General features: G+C 60.0%; 18 protein-coding genes and 1 pseudogene. 8 read left to right on the forward strand and 11 right to left on the reverse strand.

Annotated elements, in window-relative coordinates:
• Nucleotides 1-11: 11 nt before the first annotated feature.
• From FBY04_RS13820 to FBY04_RS13830, 3 genes are all read left to right on the forward strand, one after another.
• Nucleotides 12-2,180, forward strand: a complete 2,169-nt coding sequence (locus FBY04_RS13820) for a xanthine dehydrogenase family protein molybdopterin-binding subunit (protein ID WP_145315547.1) — start codon at nucleotides 12-14, stop codon at nucleotides 2,178-2,180.
• Nucleotide 2,181: 1 nt separating this feature from the next.
• Nucleotides 2,182-2,760: a hypothetical protein gene (locus tag FBY04_RS13825; protein ID WP_084320834.1), complete on the forward strand. Its 579-nt coding sequence runs from the start codon at nucleotides 2,182-2,184 to the stop codon at nucleotides 2,758-2,760.
• Between the two features lie 74 nt (nucleotides 2,761-2,834).
• Complete coding sequence (locus tag FBY04_RS13830; protein WP_145315548.1) at nucleotides 2,835-3,413, forward strand: GGDEF domain-containing protein; 579 nt, start codon at nucleotides 2,835-2,837, stop codon at nucleotides 3,411-3,413.
• A gap of 138 nt (nucleotides 3,414-3,551) precedes the next feature.
• Here the strand turns inward: FBY04_RS13830 and FBY04_RS13835 are convergent, their stop codons facing one another.
• Nucleotides 3,552-3,986, reverse strand: coding sequence for a VOC family protein (locus tag FBY04_RS13835; protein ID WP_145315549.1), 435 nt, complete (start codon nucleotides 3,984-3,986; stop codon nucleotides 3,552-3,554).
• Nucleotides 3,987-4,100: 114 nt separating this feature from the next.
• Here FBY04_RS13835 and FBY04_RS13840 point away from each other — a divergent pair, with 114 nt between their 5' ends.
• Nucleotides 4,101-4,982 carry a LysR family transcriptional regulator gene (locus FBY04_RS13840; protein WP_145315550.1) on the forward strand — a complete coding sequence of 294 codons (882 nt, stop codon included), beginning with the start codon at nucleotides 4,101-4,103 and terminating at the stop codon, nucleotides 4,980-4,982.
• A gap of 164 nt (nucleotides 4,983-5,146) precedes the next feature.
• Here FBY04_RS13840 and fabI (FBY04_RS13845) read toward each other — a convergent pair.
• From fabI (FBY04_RS13845) to gloB, 9 genes and pseudogenes are all read right to left on the reverse strand, one after another.
• Nucleotides 5,147-5,413: pseudogene (gene fabI, locus FBY04_RS13845) on the reverse strand (enoyl-ACP reductase FabI); the annotation flags it as partial.
• Nucleotides 5,414-5,642: 229 nt separating this feature from the next.
• Complete coding sequence (fabI, locus tag FBY04_RS13850) at nucleotides 5,643-6,437, reverse strand: enoyl-ACP reductase FabI (protein WP_084320830.1); 795 nt, start codon at nucleotides 6,435-6,437, stop codon at nucleotides 5,643-5,645.
• Nucleotides 6,438-6,458: 21 nt separating this feature from the next.
• On the reverse strand, nucleotides 6,459-8,069 hold the full coding sequence (locus tag FBY04_RS13855; protein ID WP_145315551.1) for an ABC transporter ATP-binding protein: 1,611 nt from the start codon (nucleotides 8,067-8,069) through the stop codon (nucleotides 6,459-6,461).
• Between the two features lies 1 nt (nucleotide 8,070).
• Nucleotides 8,071-9,090 (reverse strand): ABC transporter permease, encoded by a 1,020-nt coding sequence (locus FBY04_RS13860; RefSeq protein ID WP_084320828.1) that lies wholly within the window; start codon nucleotides 9,088-9,090, stop codon nucleotides 8,071-8,073.
• A gap of 1 nt (nucleotide 9,091) precedes the next feature.
• Nucleotides 9,092-10,165: a microcin C ABC transporter permease YejB gene (locus FBY04_RS13865; protein WP_084320827.1), complete on the reverse strand. Its 1,074-nt coding sequence runs from the start codon at nucleotides 10,163-10,165 to the stop codon at nucleotides 9,092-9,094.
• A 3-nt stretch (nucleotides 10,166-10,168) separates the two neighbouring features.
• Nucleotides 10,169-12,010, reverse strand: coding sequence for an extracellular solute-binding protein (locus FBY04_RS13870; protein WP_084320826.1), 1,842 nt, complete (start codon nucleotides 12,008-12,010; stop codon nucleotides 10,169-10,171).
• Nucleotides 12,007-13,821, reverse strand: a complete 1,815-nt coding sequence (locus FBY04_RS13875) for an extracellular solute-binding protein (protein ID WP_371927811.1) — start codon at nucleotides 13,819-13,821, stop codon at nucleotides 12,007-12,009. Before FBY04_RS13875 ends, FBY04_RS13870 begins: the two co-directional genes overlap by 4 nt.
• 330 nt (nucleotides 13,822-14,151) lie before the next feature.
• Nucleotides 14,152-15,594, reverse strand: coding sequence for a transglycosylase SLT domain-containing protein (locus FBY04_RS13880; protein ID WP_084320824.1), 1,443 nt, complete (start codon nucleotides 15,592-15,594; stop codon nucleotides 14,152-14,154).
• A 99-nt stretch (nucleotides 15,595-15,693) separates the two neighbouring features.
• On the reverse strand, nucleotides 15,694-16,461 hold the full coding sequence (gloB, locus tag FBY04_RS13885) for a hydroxyacylglutathione hydrolase (protein ID WP_084320823.1): 768 nt from the start codon (nucleotides 16,459-16,461) through the stop codon (nucleotides 15,694-15,696).
• A gap of 65 nt (nucleotides 16,462-16,526) precedes the next feature.
• Between gloB and FBY04_RS13890 the strand changes: the two genes are divergently transcribed.
• Both FBY04_RS13890 and rnhA read left to right on the forward strand, forming a co-directional pair.
• Nucleotides 16,527-17,285, forward strand: a complete 759-nt coding sequence (locus FBY04_RS13890) for a methyltransferase domain-containing protein (RefSeq protein WP_017338266.1) — start codon at nucleotides 16,527-16,529, stop codon at nucleotides 17,283-17,285.
• A 91-nt stretch (nucleotides 17,286-17,376) separates the two neighbouring features.
• On the forward strand, nucleotides 17,377-17,829 hold the full coding sequence (gene rnhA, locus FBY04_RS13895; protein WP_008028618.1) for a ribonuclease HI: 453 nt from the start codon (nucleotides 17,377-17,379) through the stop codon (nucleotides 17,827-17,829).
• Between the two features lie 107 nt (nucleotides 17,830-17,936).
• Here rnhA and FBY04_RS13900 read toward each other — a convergent pair whose 3' ends face one another.
• Nucleotides 17,937-18,239 carry a DUF2388 domain-containing protein gene (locus FBY04_RS13900; RefSeq protein ID WP_084320822.1) on the reverse strand — a complete coding sequence of 101 codons (303 nt, stop codon included), beginning with the start codon at nucleotides 18,237-18,239 and terminating at the stop codon, nucleotides 17,937-17,939.
• A gap of 190 nt (nucleotides 18,240-18,429) precedes the next feature.
• Here FBY04_RS13900 and dnaQ point away from each other — a divergent pair, with 190 nt between their 5' ends.
• Nucleotides 18,430-19,188, forward strand: a complete 759-nt coding sequence (gene dnaQ / locus FBY04_RS13905; protein ID WP_084320821.1) for a DNA polymerase III subunit epsilon — start codon at nucleotides 18,430-18,432, stop codon at nucleotides 19,186-19,188.
• A gap of 226 nt (nucleotides 19,189-19,414) precedes the next feature.
• Entirely contained in the window at nucleotides 19,415-21,670 is a 2,256-nt protein-coding gene (locus FBY04_RS13910) for an Orn/Lys/Arg decarboxylase N-terminal domain-containing protein (RefSeq protein ID WP_145315553.1), read from the forward strand.
• Nucleotide 21,671 lies beyond the last annotated feature (1 nt).

Raw genomic sequence — 21,671 nt, forward strand, 5'->3', positions numbered from 1 at the left:
GGTAGCTCGCCATGAACAGCATCAATCCGTTATCGCGCCGGGGTTTCCTCAAGGGCAGCGCATTACTGGGCGGTGGGCTGGTGGTCGCGTTTGCCATCCCCGGCGCCCATCGTTTTGCCATGGGGGCGGAGAATCAGGGCAACGTCTTCGCGCCCAATGCATTTTTACGCATCGGTAACGACAACAGCGTCACCGTGCTGCTCGGCCATTCCGAAATGGGCCAGGGTATCTGGACCGGCCTGACCATGCTGATCGCCGAAGAACTCGACGCCGACTGGTCGAAAATCCGTGTCGAGCACTCACCCGCATCGGCCGCCGATTACGGGTTGGCCGGGTTTGGCGGGATGCAGATCACCGGCGGTTCAACCTCGACCTGGATGGAGTTCGACCGCTATCGCCAGGCCGGCGCAGCGGCGCGTTTGATGCTGGTCGATGCCGCGGCCAAGCGCTTCAACGTCGCGCCGTCGAGCATTCGTACCGAGTCGGGCGTGGTCATTGCTGGCGATAACCGCGTCACGTACGGCGAACTGGCCGATGACGCCGGCAAATTGCCGGTGCCGGACCCCGCGTCGATAAAATTCAAGGAGGCCAAGGACTGGAAGGTCATCGGCAAACCCACCAAGCGCCTGGACACACCCGAGAAAATCACCGGCCGCGCCAAGTTCGGCATGGACGTGCAGTTCGACGGCCTGATGACCGCCATGGTCGCGCGTTCGCCGGTATTGGGTGGTCACGTCAAATCCTTTGAGGGTGCCGAAGCGCTGGAGATACCGGGCGTGCACAAAGTGGTGCAAGTGCCGACCGGCGTTGCAGTGATTGCCGATCATTATTGGGCGGCGAAGCTGGGGCGCGATGCGCTCAAGGTCGATTGGGATCTGGGGCCGAACGCCGCTCTCGATAGTCAGAACCTGCTGGAGAGCTTCCGCAAACTCGCGGCCACCCCTGGCGCCCCGGCGAGCAAGGCGGGCGATGCCGAGGCGGCATTATCCAAAGCGGCAAAATCCATCGACGTCGAGTACAGCGTGCCGTACCTGGCTCATGCACCGATGGAACCGCTCAATTGCACGGTCAAGATCACCCAGGACAAATGCGAGATCTGGACCGGTACGCAGTTTCAAACCCTCGATCAAATGATCGCGGGCAAAATCACCGGGCTCAAACCCGAACAGGTCGAGATTCATACCGAGTTCCTGGGCGGCGGTTTCGGCCGTCGGGCCAATCCGACTTCGGACTTTGTCGCTGAGGCCGTGGAGGTTGCAAAAGCGGCGGGCGGGCCGGTGAAAACCGTGTGGTCGCGGGAAGATGACATTCGCGGCGGCTACTATCGCTCGGCGTTCCTGCACCAGGCGCGCGTCGGGCTGGATGCTGACGGGATGCCGATGGCGTGGAAGCACATGATGGTCGGGCAGTCGATCATGGCCGGCACCATGCTGGAGGCGACCATGGTCAAGGACGGCATCGACAAGACGTCGGTCGAAGGCGTTGCCGACAGTCCTTATCTGGCGGGGATGATCAACCATCAGGTGGAACTGCATTCGCCGAAAACCGGCATCACCGTGCTGTGGCTGCGTTCGGTCGGGCATACCCACACTGCGTTCGTGATGGAGTCGCTGATCGACGAGCTGGCCGAGGCGGCTGGCAAGGATCCGGTGGAGTACCGACGAACCCTGCTCAAGGCGCATCCGCGGCATCTGGGGGTGTTGAACCTGGCCGTCGAAAAAGCCAACTGGACAGCGCCTTTGCCGGACGGCCATGCGCTGGGTGTTGCGGTGCATGAGTCTTTCGGCAGCTACGTCGCGCAGGTCGCCGAGGTGTCCCAGGACAACCTGTCGATCCGCGTGCACCGGGTGGTCTGCGCGGTGGACTGCGGGATTGCGGTCAACCCGATGAGCATCGCGGCGCAAATGGAATCGGCCATCACCTTTGGCCTCGGGTTTACCTTGCACAGCAAGCTGACCTTCAAGAACGGCGAGGTGCAACAGTCCAATTACCACGACTATCAAGTGTTGCGGCTCAATGAGATGTCGGTGGTCGAAGTGCACATTGTGCCCAGCACCGATAAACCCGGTGGCATCGGCGAGGCTGGCGTACCGCCGACGGCACCGGCCGTGGCCAACGCCGTGTTCGCCCTGACCGGGCAACGGTTGCGCGAATTACCCTTGCAACTGTCGGGGGTGTGAGATGAAACGACATCTTGTGCTGGGTGCGGTGGTGCTGATCGGCCTGACGGCCTACGCCTCGGACCTGTTCGCCGAAGACAAGGAAGCATTGAAGGCTTTCGATACCGTGCAAAAAGTCTTCCAGAGCCCGCGTTGCCAGAACTGCCACATCCCCGGTGATTCGCCGTTGCAGTTTGACGCCGGGCTACCCCATGCGATGAACGTGGTTCGGGGCATGGACGGCAAGGGCGCGGCGGGTTTGCCCTGCGCCACGTGCCACGCCGAAAGAAACCCGCCGGCCAGTTACGGCCCGCATGCGCCGCCGGGTGCTCCGCACTGGAGCCTGCCGCCCGCGGCGCACAAAATGGCCTGGATCGGGCTGCCGGCCGACAAACTGTGCGCGATGATCAAGGATCGCAGCAGCAACGGTGACCGGGATTTCGCGGCGCTGATCAAACATGTCAGCGACGACAAACTGGTGCTGTGGGGCTGGAATCCGGGTGAGGGAAGGGCGCCAGTGCCGGTGCCGCACGACATTTTCGTGGCTCAATTCAAGCACTGGGCAGAGGCTGGCGGGCCTTGTCCGGTGGCCGGTAGTTGACCGGCGGTCTGTTAGCAGGGAGTCAAAGCGGGTCGGGACGACTCTAAAGTACATATCCGCCACTGGAGTAAGTGATGCTGATCCCAGGCAAACCGGTTAAACATGGCGCTGGCGCAGACCCTTCGCTTTCGCCGCAACAGGCACGTGAAGTACTGCGTGACAGGGCGCGCCAGGCCGAGCAGGAAGTGATCGGCGTGACCATGGCGAGCATGGATGAGCTGACGCTGCTCTCCAATCGTCACGGCTTCACATCACTGGCCCAATTGGGGCTGGAAACCTGTCAGCGCCTGGAAATACCGGCCACATTGCTGTTTTTCGACCTCGATAACTTCAAGCACATCAACTATCTGTACGGTCGTGCCGAGGGTGACGATGCGCTGAAAACCTTCGCCGACGTGCTGCGCATCGCCTTTCGCGAAAGCGATGTGATCGGGCGACTCGGGGATGATGAGTTTGTTGCGTTGTTGACGGGGTCATCCGCGGTCGACATCGCTGCGATCAAGGCGAGACTTGAAGAAATCCTCGATGAGCGCAATGCCACGATGCGTCGCGGTTATGACATTCGGTTCTGCATTGGGCAGGTTGAGTTCGACCCTCTTCACCACTCGATCGATGAATTGCTGATTGAGGCTGAGAGGGCGTTGCATCCGTAGCCTGAAGTTTTGCGGTGGATGAGCCGGCCTCTTCGCGAGCAAGCCCGCTCCCACATTCGATCTTCTGTGTGTCATAAATCTTTGGCACACCGCCAATCCAATGTGGGAGCGGGCTTGCTCGCGAAGGCGTCCTTACATTCACCCAATCCTTTTGGCAAACAACTGACTGATGTCCTTGAACGCCTTGAACTCCAGCGCATTACCACAGGGATCAAACAGAAACATCGTCGCCTGCTCACCCACCAACCCCTGAAACCGAATGCCCGGTTCAATCACGAATCGGGTATCGCGCGCCTTCAGCCGTTCAGCCAGGCCTTCCCATTCGTTCATTCCCAACACCACGCCAAAATGCGGCACCGGTACGTCGTGCCCGTCCACGGCGTTGGTGTGCGCCGCTTCTTGGGAGGCGTTTTTCGGCGCCAGGTGAATCACCAGTTGATGACCGAAAAAATTGAAGTCAACCCAATGGTCGCTGGAGCGACCTTCCTCAAGGCCAAACACGTCACGGTAAAAATTCCGGGCGGCAGCAAGGTCGTATACCGGGATGGCCAGGTGAAAAGGAGAGAGTTGCATCGCTGTGCCTCGCAGATTGACGGTGGTTGAAGTGGAGTTTAGCGCTGTGCTTTTTGATTGAAAGACGATAGTTTTTGCATCGAGCTCAAAATATTTTGATCAATCGAGACTGTCATGCTGCGTGAACTGAAGACCTTTATCGCCGTGACGCGCTATGGAACGTTTGCTGCGGCCGGCATGCACATCGGTTTGACGCAGTCGGCAGTCAGCGCACAGATGCGTAACCTGGAGCAGGCGCTGGGCATTCGGCTGTTCGACCGCACCGGGCGTCAGGCGATTCTCAATGCGGCGGGGCAACGGGCATTGCCGATGGCCAGGGAAATGCTGGAATCCTTCAGCCGCATGGCGGTCAGCGACGATGTCAGCGAGTACCGCGGCGAATTGAAGATTGGCGCCGTGGCCACGGCCCAGACCGGGTTGCTGCCCCAGGCGTTGTTGCGTCTGCGCCAGCAAGCACCGCTGCTTGAACCGAAACTGGTGCCCGGCGTGTCGCTGAACCTGTTGAGCCAGGTGGACACCGGCGAAGTGGATCTGGCGATCCTGATCAGACCGCCGTTTGACTTACCCAAGGAGCTGTCGGCGCAGGTCATCCGCCGGGAACCGTTTGTGCTGATCGTGCCGCCGGAGCTTGAGGGTGATGATCCGTTGCAGATCCTCGCGAGCCATCCCCATGTGCGCTACGACCGCAATTCATTCGGTGGTCGCCTGGTGACGCGGTTTCTGCGTGAGCAGCAGATTGATGTGCAAGTGGCTTTGGAGCTGGATGAGCTGGAGGCCATCGTCAAAATGGTTGAATGCGGATTGGGTGTTTCGCTGCTTCCCGAAGCCGGGTTGTGGCTTGAGTATGGCGCGAAGGTCAGGATCATCCGGTTGGGCGAATTGACCTTTTACCGCGAGATTGTGTTGTTGCAGCGGTACAGCCAGCGCATGCAGCCGATCCAGCAACTGTTTGCCAAGTGCCTGACCCTGATAGACCTGAACACACAACCCCTGTAGGAGCCGGCTTGCTGGCGATAGCGATGTTCGACTCACAGCAAATGTCGGCCGTGAAATTGACATCGCCAGCAAGCCGGCTCCTACAGGGGATTGCGTCAAGGCTGAAATTGCAGGCACAAAAAACCCGCCTATCGAGGCGGGTTTTTTAGTTGCCGAGCCGAAGATTACTCTTCGAGGCTGCCCATGGCCGTGGTGTTGAAACCACCGTCCACGTACATGATTTCACCGCTGATACCGGACGCCAGGTCCGAGCACAGGAAGGCGCCGGCGTTGCCGACTTCTTCGATGGTGACGTTGCGACGCAGCGGCGTTTGCGCTTCGTTGGCGGCCAGCATCTTGCGGAAGTTCTTGATGCCGGAAGCGGCGAGGGTGCGGATCGGACCGGCCGATACGCAGTTGACGCGGGTGCCGTCCGGGCCCAGGGAGCCGGCGCCGATCCAGCAACTGTTTGCCAAGTGCCTGACCCTGATAGACCTGAACACACAACCCCTGTAGGAGCCGGCTTGCTGGCGATAGCGATGTTCGACTCACAGCAAATGTCGGCCGTGAAATTGACATCGCCAGCAAGCCGGCTCCTACAGGGGATTGCGTCAAGGCTGAAATTGCAGGCACAAAAAAACCCGCCTATCGAGGCGGGTTTTTTAGTTGCCGAGCCGAAGATTACTCTTCGAGGCTGCCCATGGCCGTGGTGTTGAAACCACCGTCCACGTACATGATTTCACCGCTGATGCCGGACGCCAGGTCCGAGCACAGGAAGGCGCCGGCGTTGCCGACTTCTTCGATGGTGACGTTGCGACGCAGCGGCGTTTGCGCTTCGTTGGCGGCCAGCATCTTGCGGAAGTTCTTGATGCCGGAAGCGGCGAGGGTGCGGATCGGACCGGCCGATACGCAGTTGACGCGGGTGCCGTCCGGGCCCAGGGAGCCGGCCAGGTAACGCACGCCAGCTTCCAGCGAAGCCTTGGCCATGCCCATTACGTTGTAGTTCGGCATGGTGCGCTCGGCGCCCAGGTACGACAGGGTCAGCAGGCTGCCGTTGCGGCCTTTCATCATTTCGCGGCCAGCCTTGGCCAGGGCCACGAAGCTGTAGGCGCTGATGTCGTGAGCGATGCGGAAACCTTCACGGGTGGTGGCTTCGGTGAAGTCGCCGTCCAGTTGGTCGCCCGGGGCGAAGCCAACGGAGTGCACGATGCAATCCAGGCCGTCCCACTTCTTGCTCAGCGCTTCGAAGACCTTGGCGATTTCTTCATCGCTGGCCACGTCGCACGGGAAGCACAGGTCAGGGTTGGAACCCCAGCTTTGTGCGAACTCTTCGACACGACCCTTGAGTTTGTCGTTCTGATAAGTGAAGGCAAGCTCAGCGCCCTCGCGATGCATGGCGGCAGCGATGCCGGATGCGATGGACAGCTTGCTGGCGACACCGACGATCAGTACGCGCTTACCGGCGAGAAAACCCATGTGTTGCTCCTCTCTTTCAGGTTATTGCGCAGTGGCTGGTGCCAGAAAAGCGGCTTCCAGCAACTGCTGTGTATACGGATGTTGGGGAGCGGCAAAGATACTTTGCGCGTCTCCCTGTTCGACCACTTGGCCATGCTTGACCACCATCAGCTGGTGGCTCAGCGCTTTGACGACAGCCAGGTCATGGCTGATAAACAGATACGTCAGGTTGTACTTGGTTTGCAGTGAACGCAGCAGCTCCACCACTTGGCGCTGCACTGTCCGGTCGAGGGCCGATGTCGGCTCGTCCAGCAGAATCAGCGCCGGTTTTAGCACTAATGCCCGGGCAATGGCGATTCTCTGCCGCTGCCCGCCGGAAAATTCGTGGGGGTAGCGGTGCCGGGTTTCCGGATCCAGACCTACCTCCTTGAGTGCCGCAATAATCGCTTGTTCCTGTTCCGCCTCGGTGCCCATCTTGTGGATCCGCAGGCCTTCGCCGACGATCTGGCTCACGCACATCCTCGGGCTCAGGCTGCCGAACGGGTCCTGAAACACCACCTGCATCTCCCGACGCAGAGGCCGAACCTGTTGTTGCGTCAGGCAGTCTAGCTGTTTGCCTTCAAAACGGATTGCGCCTTTGCTGCCAATCAGTCGCAAGATCGCCAGACCGAGTGTCGACTTGCCCGAACCGCTTTCCCCCACAATCCCCAGCGTCTGGCCCTGAGGGAGGCTGAAGTTTATCCCGTCCACCGCTTTGATGTGGTCGACGGTCTTTTTCAGCAAGCCTTTCTTGATCGGGAACCAGACTTTCAGGTCCTCGACCTGCAGCAATGGCGGGCCAATTACGTTGGTCGCCGGCTTGCCGCTGGGCTCCGCTGCCAGCAATTCCCGAGTGTACGGATGCTGCGGCGCGCGGAACAACTCTTCGCACGATGCCTGTTCGACGATGCAACCGCGCTGCATGACACATACGCGATGCGCAATTCTTCGCACAAGGTTCAAATCGTGACTGATCAGTAGCAACGCCATGCCCAGGCGGGCCTGCAATTCCTTGAGCAATTCGAGGATTTTCAGCTGAACGGTCACGTCCAGCGCGGTGGTCGGTTCATCGGCGATCAGCAGTTCCGGCTCGTTGGCCAGGGCCATGGCGATCATCACCCGCTGACGCTGGCCACCGGACAATTCGTGGGGCAGTGCTTTCAGGCGCTTCTCGGGTTCCGGAATGCCGACCATCTCCAGCAGTTCCAGCGTGCGTTTGGTCGCGACTTTGCCGATCAAACCTTTGTGAATGCCGAGGACTTCGTTGATCTGCTTCTCGATCGAGTGCAGCGGATTGAGCGAAGTCATTGGCTCCTGAAAGATCATCGCGATCCGGTTGCCGCGGATGTGGCGGATGGTTTTCTCTTTCAGGCTCAGCAGGTTTTGCCCGGAATACTCGATGGTGCCGGACGGATGCCGGGCGAGCGGGTAGGGCAGCAAGCGCAGGATCGAGTGCGCGGTCACCGATTTGCCGGAACCGCTTTCGCCGACCAGCGCCAGGGTTTCGCCGCGCTTGATGTCGAAACTGACGCCTTCGACCACACGCTGACAGCGATCGCCGACGACGAACTCGACGGACAGGTCGCGCACTTCGATCAGATTGTCCTGATTCATTTCACTTCCTCGGGTCGAAGGCATCGCGAGCGGACTCGCCGATGAACACCAGCAGACTCAACATCAACGCCAGCACCGCAAACGCGCTCATGCCGAGCCATGGCGCTTGCAGGTTGGATTTGCCCTGGGCCACCAGCTCACCCAGCGACGGCGCGCCGGGCGGCAGCCCGAAACCCAGGAAGTCCAGCGCGGTCAGCGTGCCGATGGCGCCGGTCAGGATGAACGGCATGAAGGTCATGGTCGAGACCATGGCGTTGGGCAGGATATGGCGGAACATGATCGCACCATTCTGCATCCCCAGCGCCCGGGCCGCGCGCACATATTCGAGGTTGCGTCCGCGCAGGAATTCGGCGCGGACTACGTCCACCAGGCTCATCCACGAAAACAGCAACATGATCCCCAGCAGCCACCAGAAATTCGGCTGGACGAAGCTGGCCAGAATGATCAGCAGATACAGCACCGGCAACCCGGACCAGATCTCCAGGAAACGCTGCCCGGCCAGATCGACCCAGCCGCCATAGAACCCCTGCAAGGCACCGGCAATCACGCCGATGATCGAGCTGAGAATGGTCAGGGTCAGCGCGAACAGCACCGAAATCCGGAAGCCGTAAATAACCCGCGCCAACACGTCGCGCCCCTGATCGTCCGTGCCCAGCAGGTTGTCGGTCGACGGTGGCGCCGGGGCCGGGACTTTCAGGTCGTAGTTGATGCTTTGGTAACTGTAGGGGATCGGCGCCCACAGCACCCAGGCGTCCTTGGCCTTGAGCAGTTCGCGGATGTACGGGCTCTTGTAGTTGGCCTCCAGTGGGAACTCGCCGCCGAACGCGGTTTCCGGGTAACGCTTGAGTGCCGGGAAATACCAGCTGTTGTCGTAATGCACCACCAGCGGTTTGTCGTTGGCGATCAGCTCGGCGCCGAGGCTCAGGCCGAACAGCACGAGAAACAGCCACAGTGACCACCAGCCACGCTTGTTGGCCTTGAACAGTTCGAAACGCCGACGATTGAGAGGGGACAGGTTCATCTCAATGCTCCCGGCTTTCGAAATCGATGCGCGGATCGACAAAGGTGTAGGTGAGATCGCCGATCAGTTTCACTACCAGCCCCAGCAGCGTGAAGATGAACAGGGTGCCGAAGACCACCGGGTAATCACGGTTGATCGCGGCTTCGAAACTCATCAGCCCCAGTCCGTCGAGGGAGAAAATCACCTCGACCAACAACGAGCCGGTGAAGAAAATCCCGATGAAGGCCGACGGGAAACCGGCGATCACCAACAGCATGGCGTTACGGAAAACATGGCCGTAAAGCACGCGGTGATTGGTCAGGCCTTTGGCTTTTGCGGTCACCACGTACTGCTTGTTGATTTCATCGAGGAAGCTGTTTTTGGTGAGCAGGGTCATGGTCGCGAAGTTGCCGATCACCAGTGCGGTCACCGGCAACGCCAGGTGCCAGAAGTAATCGAGCACCTTGCCGCCCATGCTCAACTCATCGAAGTTGTTCGAAGTCAGGCCCCTTAGCGGGAACCAGTCGAAGTAGCTGCCGCCGGCAAACACCACGATCAGCAGGATGGCGAACAGGAACGCCGGGATCGCGTAGCCGACGATGATCGCCGAACTGGTCCAGACATCGAAGTGGCTGCCGTGCCGCGTAGCCTTGGCGATCCCCAGCGGGATCGACACCAGGTACATGATCAGCGTGCTCCACAGCCCCAGGGAAATCGATACGGGCATCTTTTCCTTGATCAGGTCGATGACCTTGGCGTCGCGGAAGAAGCTGTCGCCGAAGTCCAGGGTGGCGTAGTTCTTGACCATGATCCACAAACGCTCCGGCGCCGATTTGTCGAAGCCGTACATGTGCTCGATTTCCTTGACCAGCATCGGGTCCAGGCCCTGCGCACCGCGATAGGCGGAACCGGCCACCGACACTTCGGCACCGCCGCCGGCAATGCGGCTGGTGGCGCCTTCGAAGCCTTCGAGCTTTGCGATCATCTGTTCCACCGGCCCGCCGGGGGCGGCCTGGATGATCACGAAGTTGATCAGCAGGATGCCGAACAAGGTCGGGATGATCAGCAGCAGTCGCCGAAAAATATACGCCAGCATTTATTACTCCGTGCCCGCAGGGTCGGCTTGCAGTTTGGTTTCGACTTCTATCGCCGGTGTCACGTTGGGCTTGATCCACCAGGTGGCCGTGCCGATGTCGTACCGGGGCGAGATTTTCGGATGGCCGATGTGGTTCCAGTAAGCCACGCGCCAGGTCTTGATGTGCCAGTTGGGGATCACGTAATAGCCCCATTGCAGCACGCGGTCCAGCGCGCGGGCGTGGGCCACCAGGCTGTTGCGCGAGTCGGCGTTGATCAGTTGCTCGACCAGTTGGTCCACCACCGGGTCTTTCAAACCCATGGAGTTGCGGCTGCCGGGTTTATCGGCGGCGGCAGACATCCAGAATTCACGCTGTTCGTTACCCGGCGAGTTGGACTGCGGGAAGCTGCCGACGATCATGTCGAAGTCCCGTGAACGCACGCGGTTGATGTACTGCGAAACGTCGACCCGGCGGATCACCAGGTCGATGCCCAGATCGCTGAGGTTGCGCTTGAACGGCAGCAGCACCCGCTCGAATTCGGTCTGCGCGAGCAGGAATTCGATGGTCACCGGTTTGCCGTTGGCGTCGACCATTTTGTCGTCGACGATCCGCCAGCCTGCTTCTTGCAGCAATTGGTAAGCCTTGCGCTGCTGCGTGCGGATCATGCCGCTGGCATCGGTCACCGGGTTCTGGAACGCCTCGGTGAACACTTGCTCGGGGATCTTGCCGCGGAACGGGTCGAGAATGGCCAGTTGATCGGCATCCGGCAAACCGGTGGCGGCCATTTCCGAGTTTTCGAAGTAACTGCGGGTGCGCACATAGGCACCGTTGAACAGTTGCTTGTTGGTCCATTCGAAGTCCAGCAACAGCGTCAGGGCCTGACGCACGCGCACGTCCTGGAACACCGGGCGGCGCAGGTTGAACACAAAGCCCTGCATGCCGGTGGGGTTGCCGTTGGGGATCTGTTCCTTGTTCAGCCGACCTTCGGTGACCGCCGGGATGTTGTAGGCGTTGGCCCAGTTCTTCGCGCTCATTTCCAGCCAGAAATCGAACTGACCGGCCTTGAGTGCTTCCAGGGCCACGGTGTTGTCGCGGTAGTAATCGGTGGTCATCACGTCGAAGTTGTAGAAACCACGGTTGGCCGGCAGGTCCTTGCCCCAGTAATCCTTGACCCGCTCGTAGCGAATCGAGCGTCCGGCCTTCACTTCGCTGACCTTGTACGGACCGCTGCCCAATGGCATTTCCAGGTTGCCCTTGTTGAAATCCCGCGTCGCCCACCAGTGTTTGGGCAGTACCGGCAACTGGCCGAGGATCAGCGGCAGTTCGCGGTTGTTGTTGTGTTTGAACTTGAACAGGACGGTGAGCGGGTCTTCGGCGACGGCTTCTTCGACATCGCTGTAGTAACCGCGGTACAGCGGGGCGCCGTCCTTGATCAGGGTCTGGAAGCTGAACACCACGTCTTCGGCACGGATCGGATGACCATCGTGGAAGCGCGCTTCAGGGCGCAGGTAGAACCGCACCCAGCTGTTGTCCGGGGCCTTTTCGATCTTGCCGGCGACCAGTCCGTATTCGGTGAACGGCTCATCGAGGCCCTGTTTGGCCAGGGTGTCGTAGATGAGGCTGATATCGTCGGCCGGTACGCCTTTGCTGATGAATGGATTGAGGCTGTCGAAGCCACCGAACCCGGCCTGGCGAAAGATTCCGCCCTTGGGCGCATCCGGGTTCACATAGTCGAAATGCTTGAAATCGGCAGGGTATTTCGGCGGCTCGTTGTACAAGGTCAGGGCGTGTTGCGGGGCGGCACAGGCCAGCCCGGCGAACAACAGGCCGCTGGCCTGCAAGAGCAGGGCGCGTACGGGTTTCATCGATCTTTCTCCGAAGACTTCAGCCACCACGCACTCAGGCCCAGGGTATAGGGCGGCGTGGTGACAAAGGCGAACCGGTTGCGGTAGGCCAGGCGGTGATAATTGAGGTACCAGTTGGGAATGATGTAGTGCTGCCACAACAGCACGCGGTCCAGGGCTTTGCCGGCGGCAACCTGTTCATCGCGTGTCTGGGCGGCGAGCAATTGTTCAAGTAGATGATCGACCACCGGATTGGCGATGCCCGCGTAGTTTTTGCTGCCCTTGACCCCGACCTGGCTGGAATGGAAATACTGCCATTGCTCCAGGCCGGGGCTGAGGGTCTGGTTGAGGGTCATCAGGATCATGTCGAAATCGAACTGGTCGAGGCGCTGTTTGTACTGGGCGCGGTCCACCGTGCGCAGCCGGGCGTCGATGCCGATGCTGGCGAGGTTCTCGACATAAGGCTGGAGGATGCGTTCCAGGTTCGGGTTGACCAGCAGGATTTCCAGGCGCAGCGGCTGTTTGGCAGCGTTCTGTACGCGTTGGCCGTCAAGCTTCCAGCCAGCTTCCGCGAGCAGGCTCAGGGCCTTGCGCATGTTTTCCCTTGGAATGCCGCGCCCTTGGGTCTGCGGCAGGCTGAACGGCTCGGTGAGCAGCTTGGCGGGCAACTGTTCGCGGTACGGCTTGAGCATCAACCATTCATGACCGACCGGAAGACCGGTGGCCGAGAACTCGCTGTTGGGGTAATAACTCAGGGCGCGCTTGTAGGCGCCGCTGAACAGCGTGCGATTGGTCCACTCGAAGTCGAACATCAGCCCCAGCGCTTCACGGACCCTGGCGTCGGAAAACGCCGCTCGCCGGGTGTTCATGAACAGGCCCTGGCTCTGGGTCGGGATCTGATGCGGGATCTGCGCCTTGATGACATCGCCACGTCGCACGGCCGGGAAGTTGTAACCGTTTTCCCAGTTCTTCGCCTGATGCTCGATGTAGATATCGAACTCGCCGGCCTTGAAGGCTTCGAACGCGACGTCGCTGTCGCGGTAGAACTCGACTTCCATGCGGTCGACGTTGTACTTGCCGCGATTGACCGGCAGGTCTTTGCCCCAGTAATCCTTGACCCGTTCGAACACGATCTGGCGTCCAGGCGTGACCGAGGTGATGCGGTACGGCCCGCTGCCCAGCGGCGGCTCGAAGGTGGTGGCCTTGAAGTCGCGACCTTTCCAGTAATGTTGCGGCAACACCGGCAACTCGCCCAGGCGCAGGATCAGCAGCGGATTACCGGCACGCTTGAAAACAAAACGAATGCGCTGCGGGTTGAGTACATCCACCCGCAACACTTCCTGAAGATTGGTGCGGTATTGCGGATGGCCTTCCTTGAGCAGCAACCGGTAAGAGAACGCGACGTCGTACGCGGTGATCGGCGTGCCATCGTGAAATCGTGCTTCGGGGCGCAGGTTGAACACTACCCAACTGCGGTCTTCGCTGTATTCCACCGATTGGGCGATCAAGCCATAACTGGACGTCGGCTCGTCGCCGGACGGTGCGTACTGGCCAGTGCCGACCATCAGCGGTTCGTTCAGTTCGTTGATGCCGTATTGCAGGAAATTCGCGGTGGAGACCGGGCTCGAGCCCTTGAATGTGTAGGGATTGAGCGTATCGAAGGTGCCAAACGCCATCACCCGCAACGTACCGCCCTTGGGCGCTTGCGGGTTGACCCAATCGAAGTGGGTAAATCTGGCCGGGTACTTGAGCGTACCGAACTGCGCATAACCATGGCTTTCGCTGATCGTCGCACTTGCGGAGGAGCTCAAGGCCAGGCTGATCAGGAGCAGGAGGAGGGGACGCTTCAAGTCAGAGATCCGATCCAGGCGGCTTGGGCTTTGTGGGCCGTACAGTAACAGCTTGTATGGACAGGAAAAAGACGGGGATTTAACGACCCCTTAATTGTCTATGTTGATACCTGTGGCGCCTTGGAGGCCGATTTGATCCAAACCCTTTAGGAGCCGGCTTGCTGGCGATGGCCGTTAACGATAACGCGTGAAATCGGGTTAAATGCGGCGCACTTCAGCCCATCGCCAGCAAGCCGGCTCCTACAGGGTTAGCGTGAACCTGTTTAACGGTGTTTCGACAAAAAAAAGCCCCTGAAGTCAGGGGCTCTTTTTTTAGTGTGGCGAAGCAACCGTCAGCATCTGCCCCGGCTTCAACGCTTGGCCGACACGCGGATTCCAGCGCTTGAGGTGCTGCATTTCAACGTTGAAACGCTTGGCTACGATGTACAGTGAATCACCTTGCTGGACCTTGTATTGGGTCTGCGGCGTCTTGGTCTTCGTCTTGGTATTGGCCGCCACGACGGTGTTGACGCGTCCGGTGTTGCCTTTGGACTTGTCCTGCATCACCAGCGTCTGGCCGACCTTGAGGTTCTTGCCGGTCATTTTGTTCCAGCGCTGCAGGTCCTTGACGTCGACCTTGTTGGCCTTGGCGATGGCGGCCAGGTTATCGCCGCGTTTTACACGGTAGGCGCGTTTCAGGCTGGCAATTTCGGATTCATCAGCGCCTTCGAAAACCGGCTTGAGCGGCTTCTTGCTGATCAACTCTTCGGGACGCATGGTCGACAGGCTGGCGGTCAGCAACTGCGCCTTGGACGTCGGCACCAGCAAATGCTGAGGGCCGTCGATAGTGGTGCGCTGCTTGAAGGCAGGGTTGAGCTGGAACAGTTCGTCTTCGTCGATATTGGCCACCGCGGCTACCTTGGACAGGTCCATGCGCTGGTTGATTTCGACGACCTGGAAATACGGCTCGTTGGCGATCGGGTTCAGGTTCACGCCGTAGGCTTCCGGCGCCAGCACCACTTGCGACAGGGCCAGCAACTTCGGTACATAAGCCTGGGTTTCGGACGGCAGCGGCAGGTTCCAGTAATCGGTTGGCAGGCCGAGCCTTTCGTTGCGCTCGATAGCCCGGCTGACCGTGCCTTCACCGGCGTTGTAGGCCGCCAGGGCCAGCAGCCAGTCGCCGTTGAACATGTCGTGCAGGCGGGTCAGGTAATCCATTGCGGCGGTGGTCGAAGCGGTGATGTCGCGACGGCCATCATAGAAACGGGTCTGACGCAGGTTGAAATAACGCCCGGTGGAGGGAATGAATTGCCACAAGCCAACCGCATCGGCCCGGGAATAGGCCATCGGGTTGTAGGCGCTTTCAATCACTGGCAGCAGCGCCAGTTCCAGCGGCATGTTGCGTTCTTCCAGGCGTTCGACGATGTAGTGAATGTAGAGGCTGCCGCGTTCGCCGGCGTTTTCGAGGAAAGAAGGATTACTGGCGAACCACAGGCGCTGTTGCTCGATGCGCGGGTTGACGCCCAGGCCTTCCTGCAACTGGAAGCCCTGGCGCATGCGCTCCCAGACGTCCTGTGGAATTTGCGGGGTCGGCTTTTCGCTGAGCCAGATAGGCTTCTGTTTGGCTCGAGCGGCGATATTGGGAGTGTGGGCCGCTTCGGTCTGCGGCACATGGCTGGAACAGCCCGCCAATGTGGCGGACACAGCCACCGCTATGGCTTGAGCCAGGCGGGTCAATGCGTCTGAATTGATGGCTTTACGAATAGATGACGACATTGGCTGGAAGTAAGTTCCGGGCAAAAATGTCGGGCGATTCTAGAAAGCGCACCCCCTGCGGTCAACCATTCAGATTTTTCGCGCCCTCGGCAAGCCCTGTCAGAACTTATCTTTCCAGGCACGCAAGGCAGCAAAAACCGCACTCGGAGCCCGGTTATCGGGTCCATTCCGTTCGTCCACTTTTTCTTTAACGGATGTTTCGCCGGTACGCAAAAACGGGTTTGTCAGCTTTTCGAGGCCTAGCGTAGAGGGCAGCGTGATGATTCCGGCTTCCCGTTGTTCGGTGACTTTGGCCAGGCGATCGGCGGTATGCAGGTTGCCTGGCTCGACTGCTACGGCGAAGCGCAGGTTGCTCAAGGTGTATTCATGGGTGCAATAGACCCGCGTATCCTCTGGATACGAAGCCAGACGCGTCAGCGAAGTATGCATTTGCTCGGGCGTGCCTTCGAACAGGCGCCCGCAACCGGCGGCGAACAGGGTGTCACCGCAAAACAGCGCTCCCTCATGGTAGAAGGCGATGTGCCCCAGGGTATGACCGGGAACGGCGATCACATCGAAGTCCCAACCCAGTACGTTGATGCGATCGTTGTCCTTGAGCGCGACGTCCCGCGCCGGGATGGTTTCGCTGGCCGGGCCGTAGACCCTCGCGTCTGTCGCTTTTTTCAGCTGTTCGACACCGCCGACATGGTCGTGATGATGGTGAGTGATCAGAATATCACTCAGCACCCAACCCGGATGGGCCGCAAGCCAGGCCTGTACCGGCGCGGCATCGCCCGGATCGACTACGGCGCAGCGCCGGGAGTCAGGGTCTTGTAACAACCAGATGTAGTTGTCGGTGAAGGCGGGCAGGGCTGTGATCTGTATCATCGTCGGATTCGCCAAGCGGAAAACAATGGCGCATCTTAGAACTTCCTGGCGCGTTGGAGAATGCAATGACCGATAAAGCGTTCGCTCAGGCTGATCCTGACTGGCTGGCCTTGATCAGCGCAGCCCGTGAATGGCTGTCCGGCCCCCTCGGGCAATTTCTGCTGGACGAAGAGCGCCGCATGCTCGAAGACGAGTTGGGGCGCTTCTTCGGCGGCTATCTGGTGCATTACGGCCCTTCGGCCGAGACTCCGCCGTCGGCACCGCAGGTCCAGCGCAATGTGCGTCTCGGCGCGCCGTTGCCGGGTGTCGAAATCGTCTGTGAAGAACAAGCCTGGCCGTTGAGCGAGCATGCCGCCGATGTGGTGGTGCTGCAGCATGGTCTGGATTTCTGCCTCTCGCCTCACGGTTTGCTGCGTGAAGCGGCGAGCAGCGTTCGCCCCGGCGGGCACTTGCTGATTGTCGGGATCAACCCCTGGAGCACCTGGGGTTTGCGCCATGTGTTCGCCCATGACGCCTTGCGCAAGGCCCGGTGCATTTCACCTTCACGGGTCGGCGACTGGCTGAATCTGCTGGGCTTCGCGCTGGAGAAACGCCGCTTCGGGTGCTATCGTCCGCCGCTTGCGTCCCCCGCCTGGCAAGCCCGCCTGGCCGGCTGGGAGCGCAAGGCCGGTGATTGGCAATTGTCTGGCGGCGGCTTCTATTTATTGGTGGCGCGCAAGATTGTGGTGGGCCTGCGTCCGCTTCGTCAGGAACGTCGCGAACCGATGGGCAAGCTGATTCCCCTGCCCATGGCCAAGGTCAACCGACGTAATATCGAACCGTAATACCTGTTTTTATTCCCGGCCGGGGTTGCCCCGGCCTCGGGCATCGTCGATCGCAGATCGGCGAGCCACCGCATTTTCTGGATAGATTGGCATGAGCGATAGCGTAGAACTCTTCACCGATGGCGCCTGCAAAGGCAACCCTGGCCCAGGCGGCTGGGGCGCATTGCTGGTGTGCAAAGGCGTTGAAAAAGAACTCTGGGGTGGCGAAGCCAACACCACCAACAACCGCATGGAACTGATGGGCGCGATCCGCGGCCTGGAAGAACTCAAGCGTTCCTGCGACGTGCTGCTGGTGACCGACTCCCAGTACGTGATGAAAGGCATCAACGAGTGGATGGACAACTGGAAGAAACGCGGCTGGAAAACGGCGGCGAAAGAACCGGTGAAGAATGCTGACCTGTGGAAGTTGCTGGATGAGCAGGTCAACCGTCACAACGTCACCTGGAAATGGGTGCGCGGGCACATCGGGCATCACGGCAACGAACGGGCGGACCAGTTGGCTAACCGTGGTGTGGACGAAGTCCGGGGCTACAAACAGGCCTGACCCATCCCGAACCCTGTGGGCGCCGGCTTGCTGGCGATAACGTTCCCGAGATCGATGCAGGGCTCAGGACCGTATCGCCAGCAAGCCGGCTCCTGCAAAATCGGGGTTCACAGCATCAAGATGGCGGTGGCCAGTTGTTGGTCCGAGTATTGATCGCTCAGTCCCCCACGAATGCTCTCGAATGCCGCTTCAATCCGCGCTCCGCGGATTTCCCCTTCGCTCGCCACAAACGCTGCCGCGTCATCCTTGGCTGCCAGCACGATTTTGTCGTCCTTGAACGATCCGCTGGTGCCTTTGGTTGAGCTCAAGGTCAGGCTCAGCGTGATATCTGTGCTGATGACAAAACTGGTGGCCTGAGCGCCCGAGCTCAACAGGCCGGTAATCAACACGATGAGCCGTGTACTTTTCATGACAATTCAAACCCTTGGGGAATCAAGGGGGACACGCTATCAAGCCGTTCTGCGCCAAACTTTATGATCATTGCTAATGAATGTTAAAAACTGCATGAGCATCAGTCATTTGTCTGTGTGCGCTGCGGATCCTGTGAGCGTGTTAACATCGCCGTTTTTGCACGATTGACCCGTTGAGAGCTGAGCACTGATGGCCACCAGATCCGTTGTACTCGATACCGAAACCACCGGCATGCCGGTGACCGACGGCCACCGGATTATCGAAATCGGTTGTGTCGAGTTGATTGGTCGGCGCCTGACGGGCCGGCATTTCCACGTTTACCTGCAACCGGACCGCGAAAGTGACGAAGGCGCCATCGGCGTCCACGGCATTACCAACGAATTCCTGGTGGGCAAGCCGCGCTTCACTGAAGTGGCCGATGAGTTTTTCGAGTTCATCAAGGGCGCGCAGCTGATCATCCACAACGCGGCGTTCGACGTTGGGTTCATCAACAACGAATTCGCCCTGATGGGTCAGCACGATCGTGCCGACATCACGCAACACTGCTCGATTCTCGACACCCTGATGATGGCCCGGGAACGTCACCCTGGGCAGCGCAACAGCCTCGACGCCTTGTGCAAACGTTATGGCGTCGACAACTCCGGCCGTGAACTTCACGGCGCCTTGCTCGACTCCGAGATCCTCGCCGACGTCTACCTGACCATGACCGGTGGCCAGACCAGCCTGTCGCTGGCCGGCAACGCGTCCGATGGCAATGGCTCCGGCGAAGGCGCAGACAACTCTGCCACCGAAATCCGTCGCTTGCCGGCCGACCGTCAGCCGACGCGGATCATTCGCGCCAGCGAAGACGATCTGGCCCGTCACGCGGCGCGGATGGAAGCCATCGCCAAATCTGCCGGCGCTCCGGCGCTGTGGGTGCAGCTCGCCGAGGCTGAAGCTCAGGCGTAAGTCCTTCAAAAAGATCGCAGCCTCGTTTCACTCGACAGCTCCTACAGGGTCACGCATTCCATTGTAGGAGCTGTCGAGTGAAACGAGGCTGCGATCTTTTGATCTCAATAAAGCCTACCGCCCCCAATGACCCATTTCGGGGCATTGCACTCGCCACATGCGCCTCAACCCTCTAACCTGAGGTTATTGGCAAGCCAAGGCCTGCCGCCTCAGGACACTGAGCCCCATGTACAAAGATTTGAAATTCCCGGTCCTGATCGTCCATCGCGACATCAAGGCCGACACTGTCGCCGGTGATCGCGTGCGTGGCATCGCCCGGGAGCTGGAGCAGGAAGGCTTCAGCATTGTCTCTGCAGTGGATTACACCGAGGGGCGACTGGTCGCGTCGACCCATCATGGCCTCTCGTGCATGTTGATCGCGGCCGAAGACCCCAGCGCCAACTCCCATCTGCTGCAAAACATGGCCGAACTGATCGGCCTGGCGCGGGTGCGTGCGCCGGACTTGCCGATCTTCGCCCTGGGTGAGCAAGTGACGCTGGAAAACGCCCCGGCCGATGCCATGGACGAACTCAATCAGCTACGCGGCATTCTCTATTTGTTCGAAGACACCGTGCCGTTTCTGGCGCGGCAGGTCGCGCGAGCCGCGCGCAAATACCTGGATGGCTTGCTGCCACCGTTCTTCAAGGCGTTGGTGCAACACACTGCCGACTCTAATTATTCCTGGCACACGCCCGGCCATGGCGGCGGTGTGGCGTATCACAAGAGCCCGGTGGGGCAGGCGTTCCACCAGTTTTTCGGGGAAAACACCCTGCGTTCGGATTTGTCGGTGTCGGTGCCCGAACTGGGGTCACTGCTCGATCACACCGGCCCGTTGGCCGAGGCGGAAGCACGAGCGGCGCGCAACTTCGGCGCCGATCACACTTTTTTCGTGATCAACGGCACCTCGACTGCGAACAAAATCGTCTGGCATTCCATGGTTGCCCGCGATGACCTGGTGCTGGTGGACCGTAATTGCCACAAGTCGGTGCTGCACTCGATCATCATGACCGGCGCGATTCCGCTGTATCTGTGCCCGGAACGTAACGAACTGGGGATCATCGGCCCGATTCCGCTGAGCGAATTCAGTCGCGAGTCGATCCAGGCCAAGATCGACGCCAGCCCGTTGACCAAGGGTCGCGCCCCCAAGGTCAAACTGGCGGTGGTGACCAATTCCACCTACGACGGCCTCTGTTACAACGCCGAACTGATCAAGCAAAGCCTGGGCAACAGCGTCGAAGTGCTGCATTTCGATGAGGCCTGGTATGCCTACGCGGCGTTTCACGAATTTTTCGCCGGGCGCTACGGCATGGGCACTTCCCGCAGCGAAGATAGCCCGCTGGTGTTCACCACCCATTCCACGCACAAGCTGTTGGCGGCGTTCAGTCAGGCCTCGATGATTCACGTTCAGGATGGCGGCGCGCGGCAATTGGACCGCGACCGTTTCAACGAAGCGTTCATGATGCATATTTCCACGTCGCCGCAATACAGCATCATTGCGTCGCTGGACGTGGCATCGGCCATGATGGAAGGCCCGGCCGGTCGTTCCTTGTTACAGGAAATGTTCGACGAGGCCTTGAGTTTTCGCCGGGCGCTGGCGAACCTGCGACAGCACATTGCTGCCGACGATTGGTGGTTTTCGATCTGGCAACCGCCGTCGGTGGAAGGCATCGAGCGCGTGGTCACCGAAGACTGGCTGCTGCAACCGGAGGCCGACTGGCACGGCTTTGGCGGCGTGACTGACGACTATGTGTTGCTCGATCCGATCAAAGTCACGCTGGTGATGCCGGGTCTCACCGCAGGTGGCGCCTTGAGTGAACGCGGGATTCCGGCGGCGGTGGTCAGCAAGTTCCTCTGGGAGCGCGGGCTGGTCGTCGAGAAGACCGGTTTGTATTCGTTCCTGGTGCTGTTCTCCATGGGCATCACCAAGGGCAAGTGGAGCACGCTGTTGACCGAGTTGCTGGAGTTCAAGCGCAGCTATGATGGCAATGTCAGCCTGGCGACTTGCCTGCCGTGCGTGGCGCAGCAGGACGGCGCGCGCTACAAGGGCATGGGGTTGCGCGATCTCTGCGATCAACTGCATGCCTGTTATCGCAGCAATGCCACGGCCAAACATCTCAAGCGTATGTACACGGTGCTACCCGAAATCGCCATGAAACCGGCCGACGCCTATGATCAACTGGTGCGTGGTGAGGTGGAGGCGGTGTCGATCGATGCGCTGGACGGCCGCATCGCCGCCGTCATGCTGGTGCCGTACCCGCCGGGGATCCCGTTGATCATGCCCGGCGAACGCTTTACCGAGTCAACCCGTTCGATTATCGATTACCTGGCGTTTGCCCGCACGTTCGACAGTAGTTTCCCGGGGTTTGTCGCCGATGTGCACGGCTTGCAACACGAAGACGAGGGCAATGGGCGGCATTACACCGTCGATTGCATCAAGGAGTGAG

This window comes from Pseudomonas sp. SJZ080 (genome assembly GCF_007828295.1).
Lineage (GTDB): Bacteria > Pseudomonadota > Gammaproteobacteria > Pseudomonadales > Pseudomonadaceae > Aquipseudomonas > Aquipseudomonas migulae_A.

Bases quoted from the DNA above. Each gene is read 5' to 3' on its own strand.
- FBY04_RS13820 (WP_145315547.1), top strand. From the start codon at position 12: ATGAACAGCATCAATCCGTTATCGCGCCGGGGTTTCCTCAAGGGCAGC.
- FBY04_RS13825 (WP_084320834.1), top strand. From the start codon at position 2,182: ATGAAACGACATCTTGTGCTGGGTGCGGTGGTGCTGATCGGCCTGACG.
- FBY04_RS13830 (WP_145315548.1), top strand. From the start codon at position 2,835: ATGCTGATCCCAGGCAAACCGGTTAAACATGGCGCTGGCGCAGACCCT.
- FBY04_RS13835 (WP_145315549.1), bottom strand. From the start codon at position 3,986: ATGCAACTCTCTCCTTTTCACCTGGCCATCCCGGTATACGACCTTGCT.
- FBY04_RS13840 (WP_145315550.1), top strand. From the start codon at position 4,101: ATGCTGCGTGAACTGAAGACCTTTATCGCCGTGACGCGCTATGGAACG.
- fabI (WP_084320830.1), bottom strand. From the start codon at position 6,437: ATGGGTTTTCTCGCCGGTAAGCGCGTACTGATCGTCGGTGTCGCCAGC.
- FBY04_RS13855 (WP_145315551.1), bottom strand. From the start codon at position 8,069: ATGAATCAGGACAATCTGATCGAAGTGCGCGACCTGTCCGTCGAGTTC.
- FBY04_RS13860 (WP_084320828.1), bottom strand. From the start codon at position 9,090: ATGAACCTGTCCCCTCTCAATCGTCGGCGTTTCGAACTGTTCAAGGCC.
- FBY04_RS13865 (WP_084320827.1), bottom strand. From the start codon at position 10,165: ATGCTGGCGTATATTTTTCGGCGACTGCTGCTGATCATCCCGACCTTG.
- FBY04_RS13870 (WP_084320826.1), bottom strand. From the start codon at position 12,010: ATGAAACCCGTACGCGCCCTGCTCTTGCAGGCCAGCGGCCTGTTGTTC.
- FBY04_RS13880 (WP_084320824.1), bottom strand. From the start codon at position 15,594: ATGTCGTCATCTATTCGTAAAGCCATCAATTCAGACGCATTGACCCGC.
- gloB (WP_084320823.1), bottom strand. From the start codon at position 16,461: ATGATACAGATCACAGCCCTGCCCGCCTTCACCGACAACTACATCTGG.
- FBY04_RS13890 (WP_017338266.1), top strand. From the start codon at position 16,527: ATGACCGATAAAGCGTTCGCTCAGGCTGATCCTGACTGGCTGGCCTTG.
- rnhA (WP_008028618.1), top strand. From the start codon at position 17,377: ATGAGCGATAGCGTAGAACTCTTCACCGATGGCGCCTGCAAAGGCAAC.
- FBY04_RS13900 (WP_084320822.1), bottom strand. From the start codon at position 18,239: ATGAAAAGTACACGGCTCATCGTGTTGATTACCGGCCTGTTGAGCTCG.
- dnaQ (WP_084320821.1), top strand. From the start codon at position 18,430: ATGGCCACCAGATCCGTTGTACTCGATACCGAAACCACCGGCATGCCG.
- FBY04_RS13910 (WP_145315553.1), top strand. From the start codon at position 19,415: ATGTACAAAGATTTGAAATTCCCGGTCCTGATCGTCCATCGCGACATC.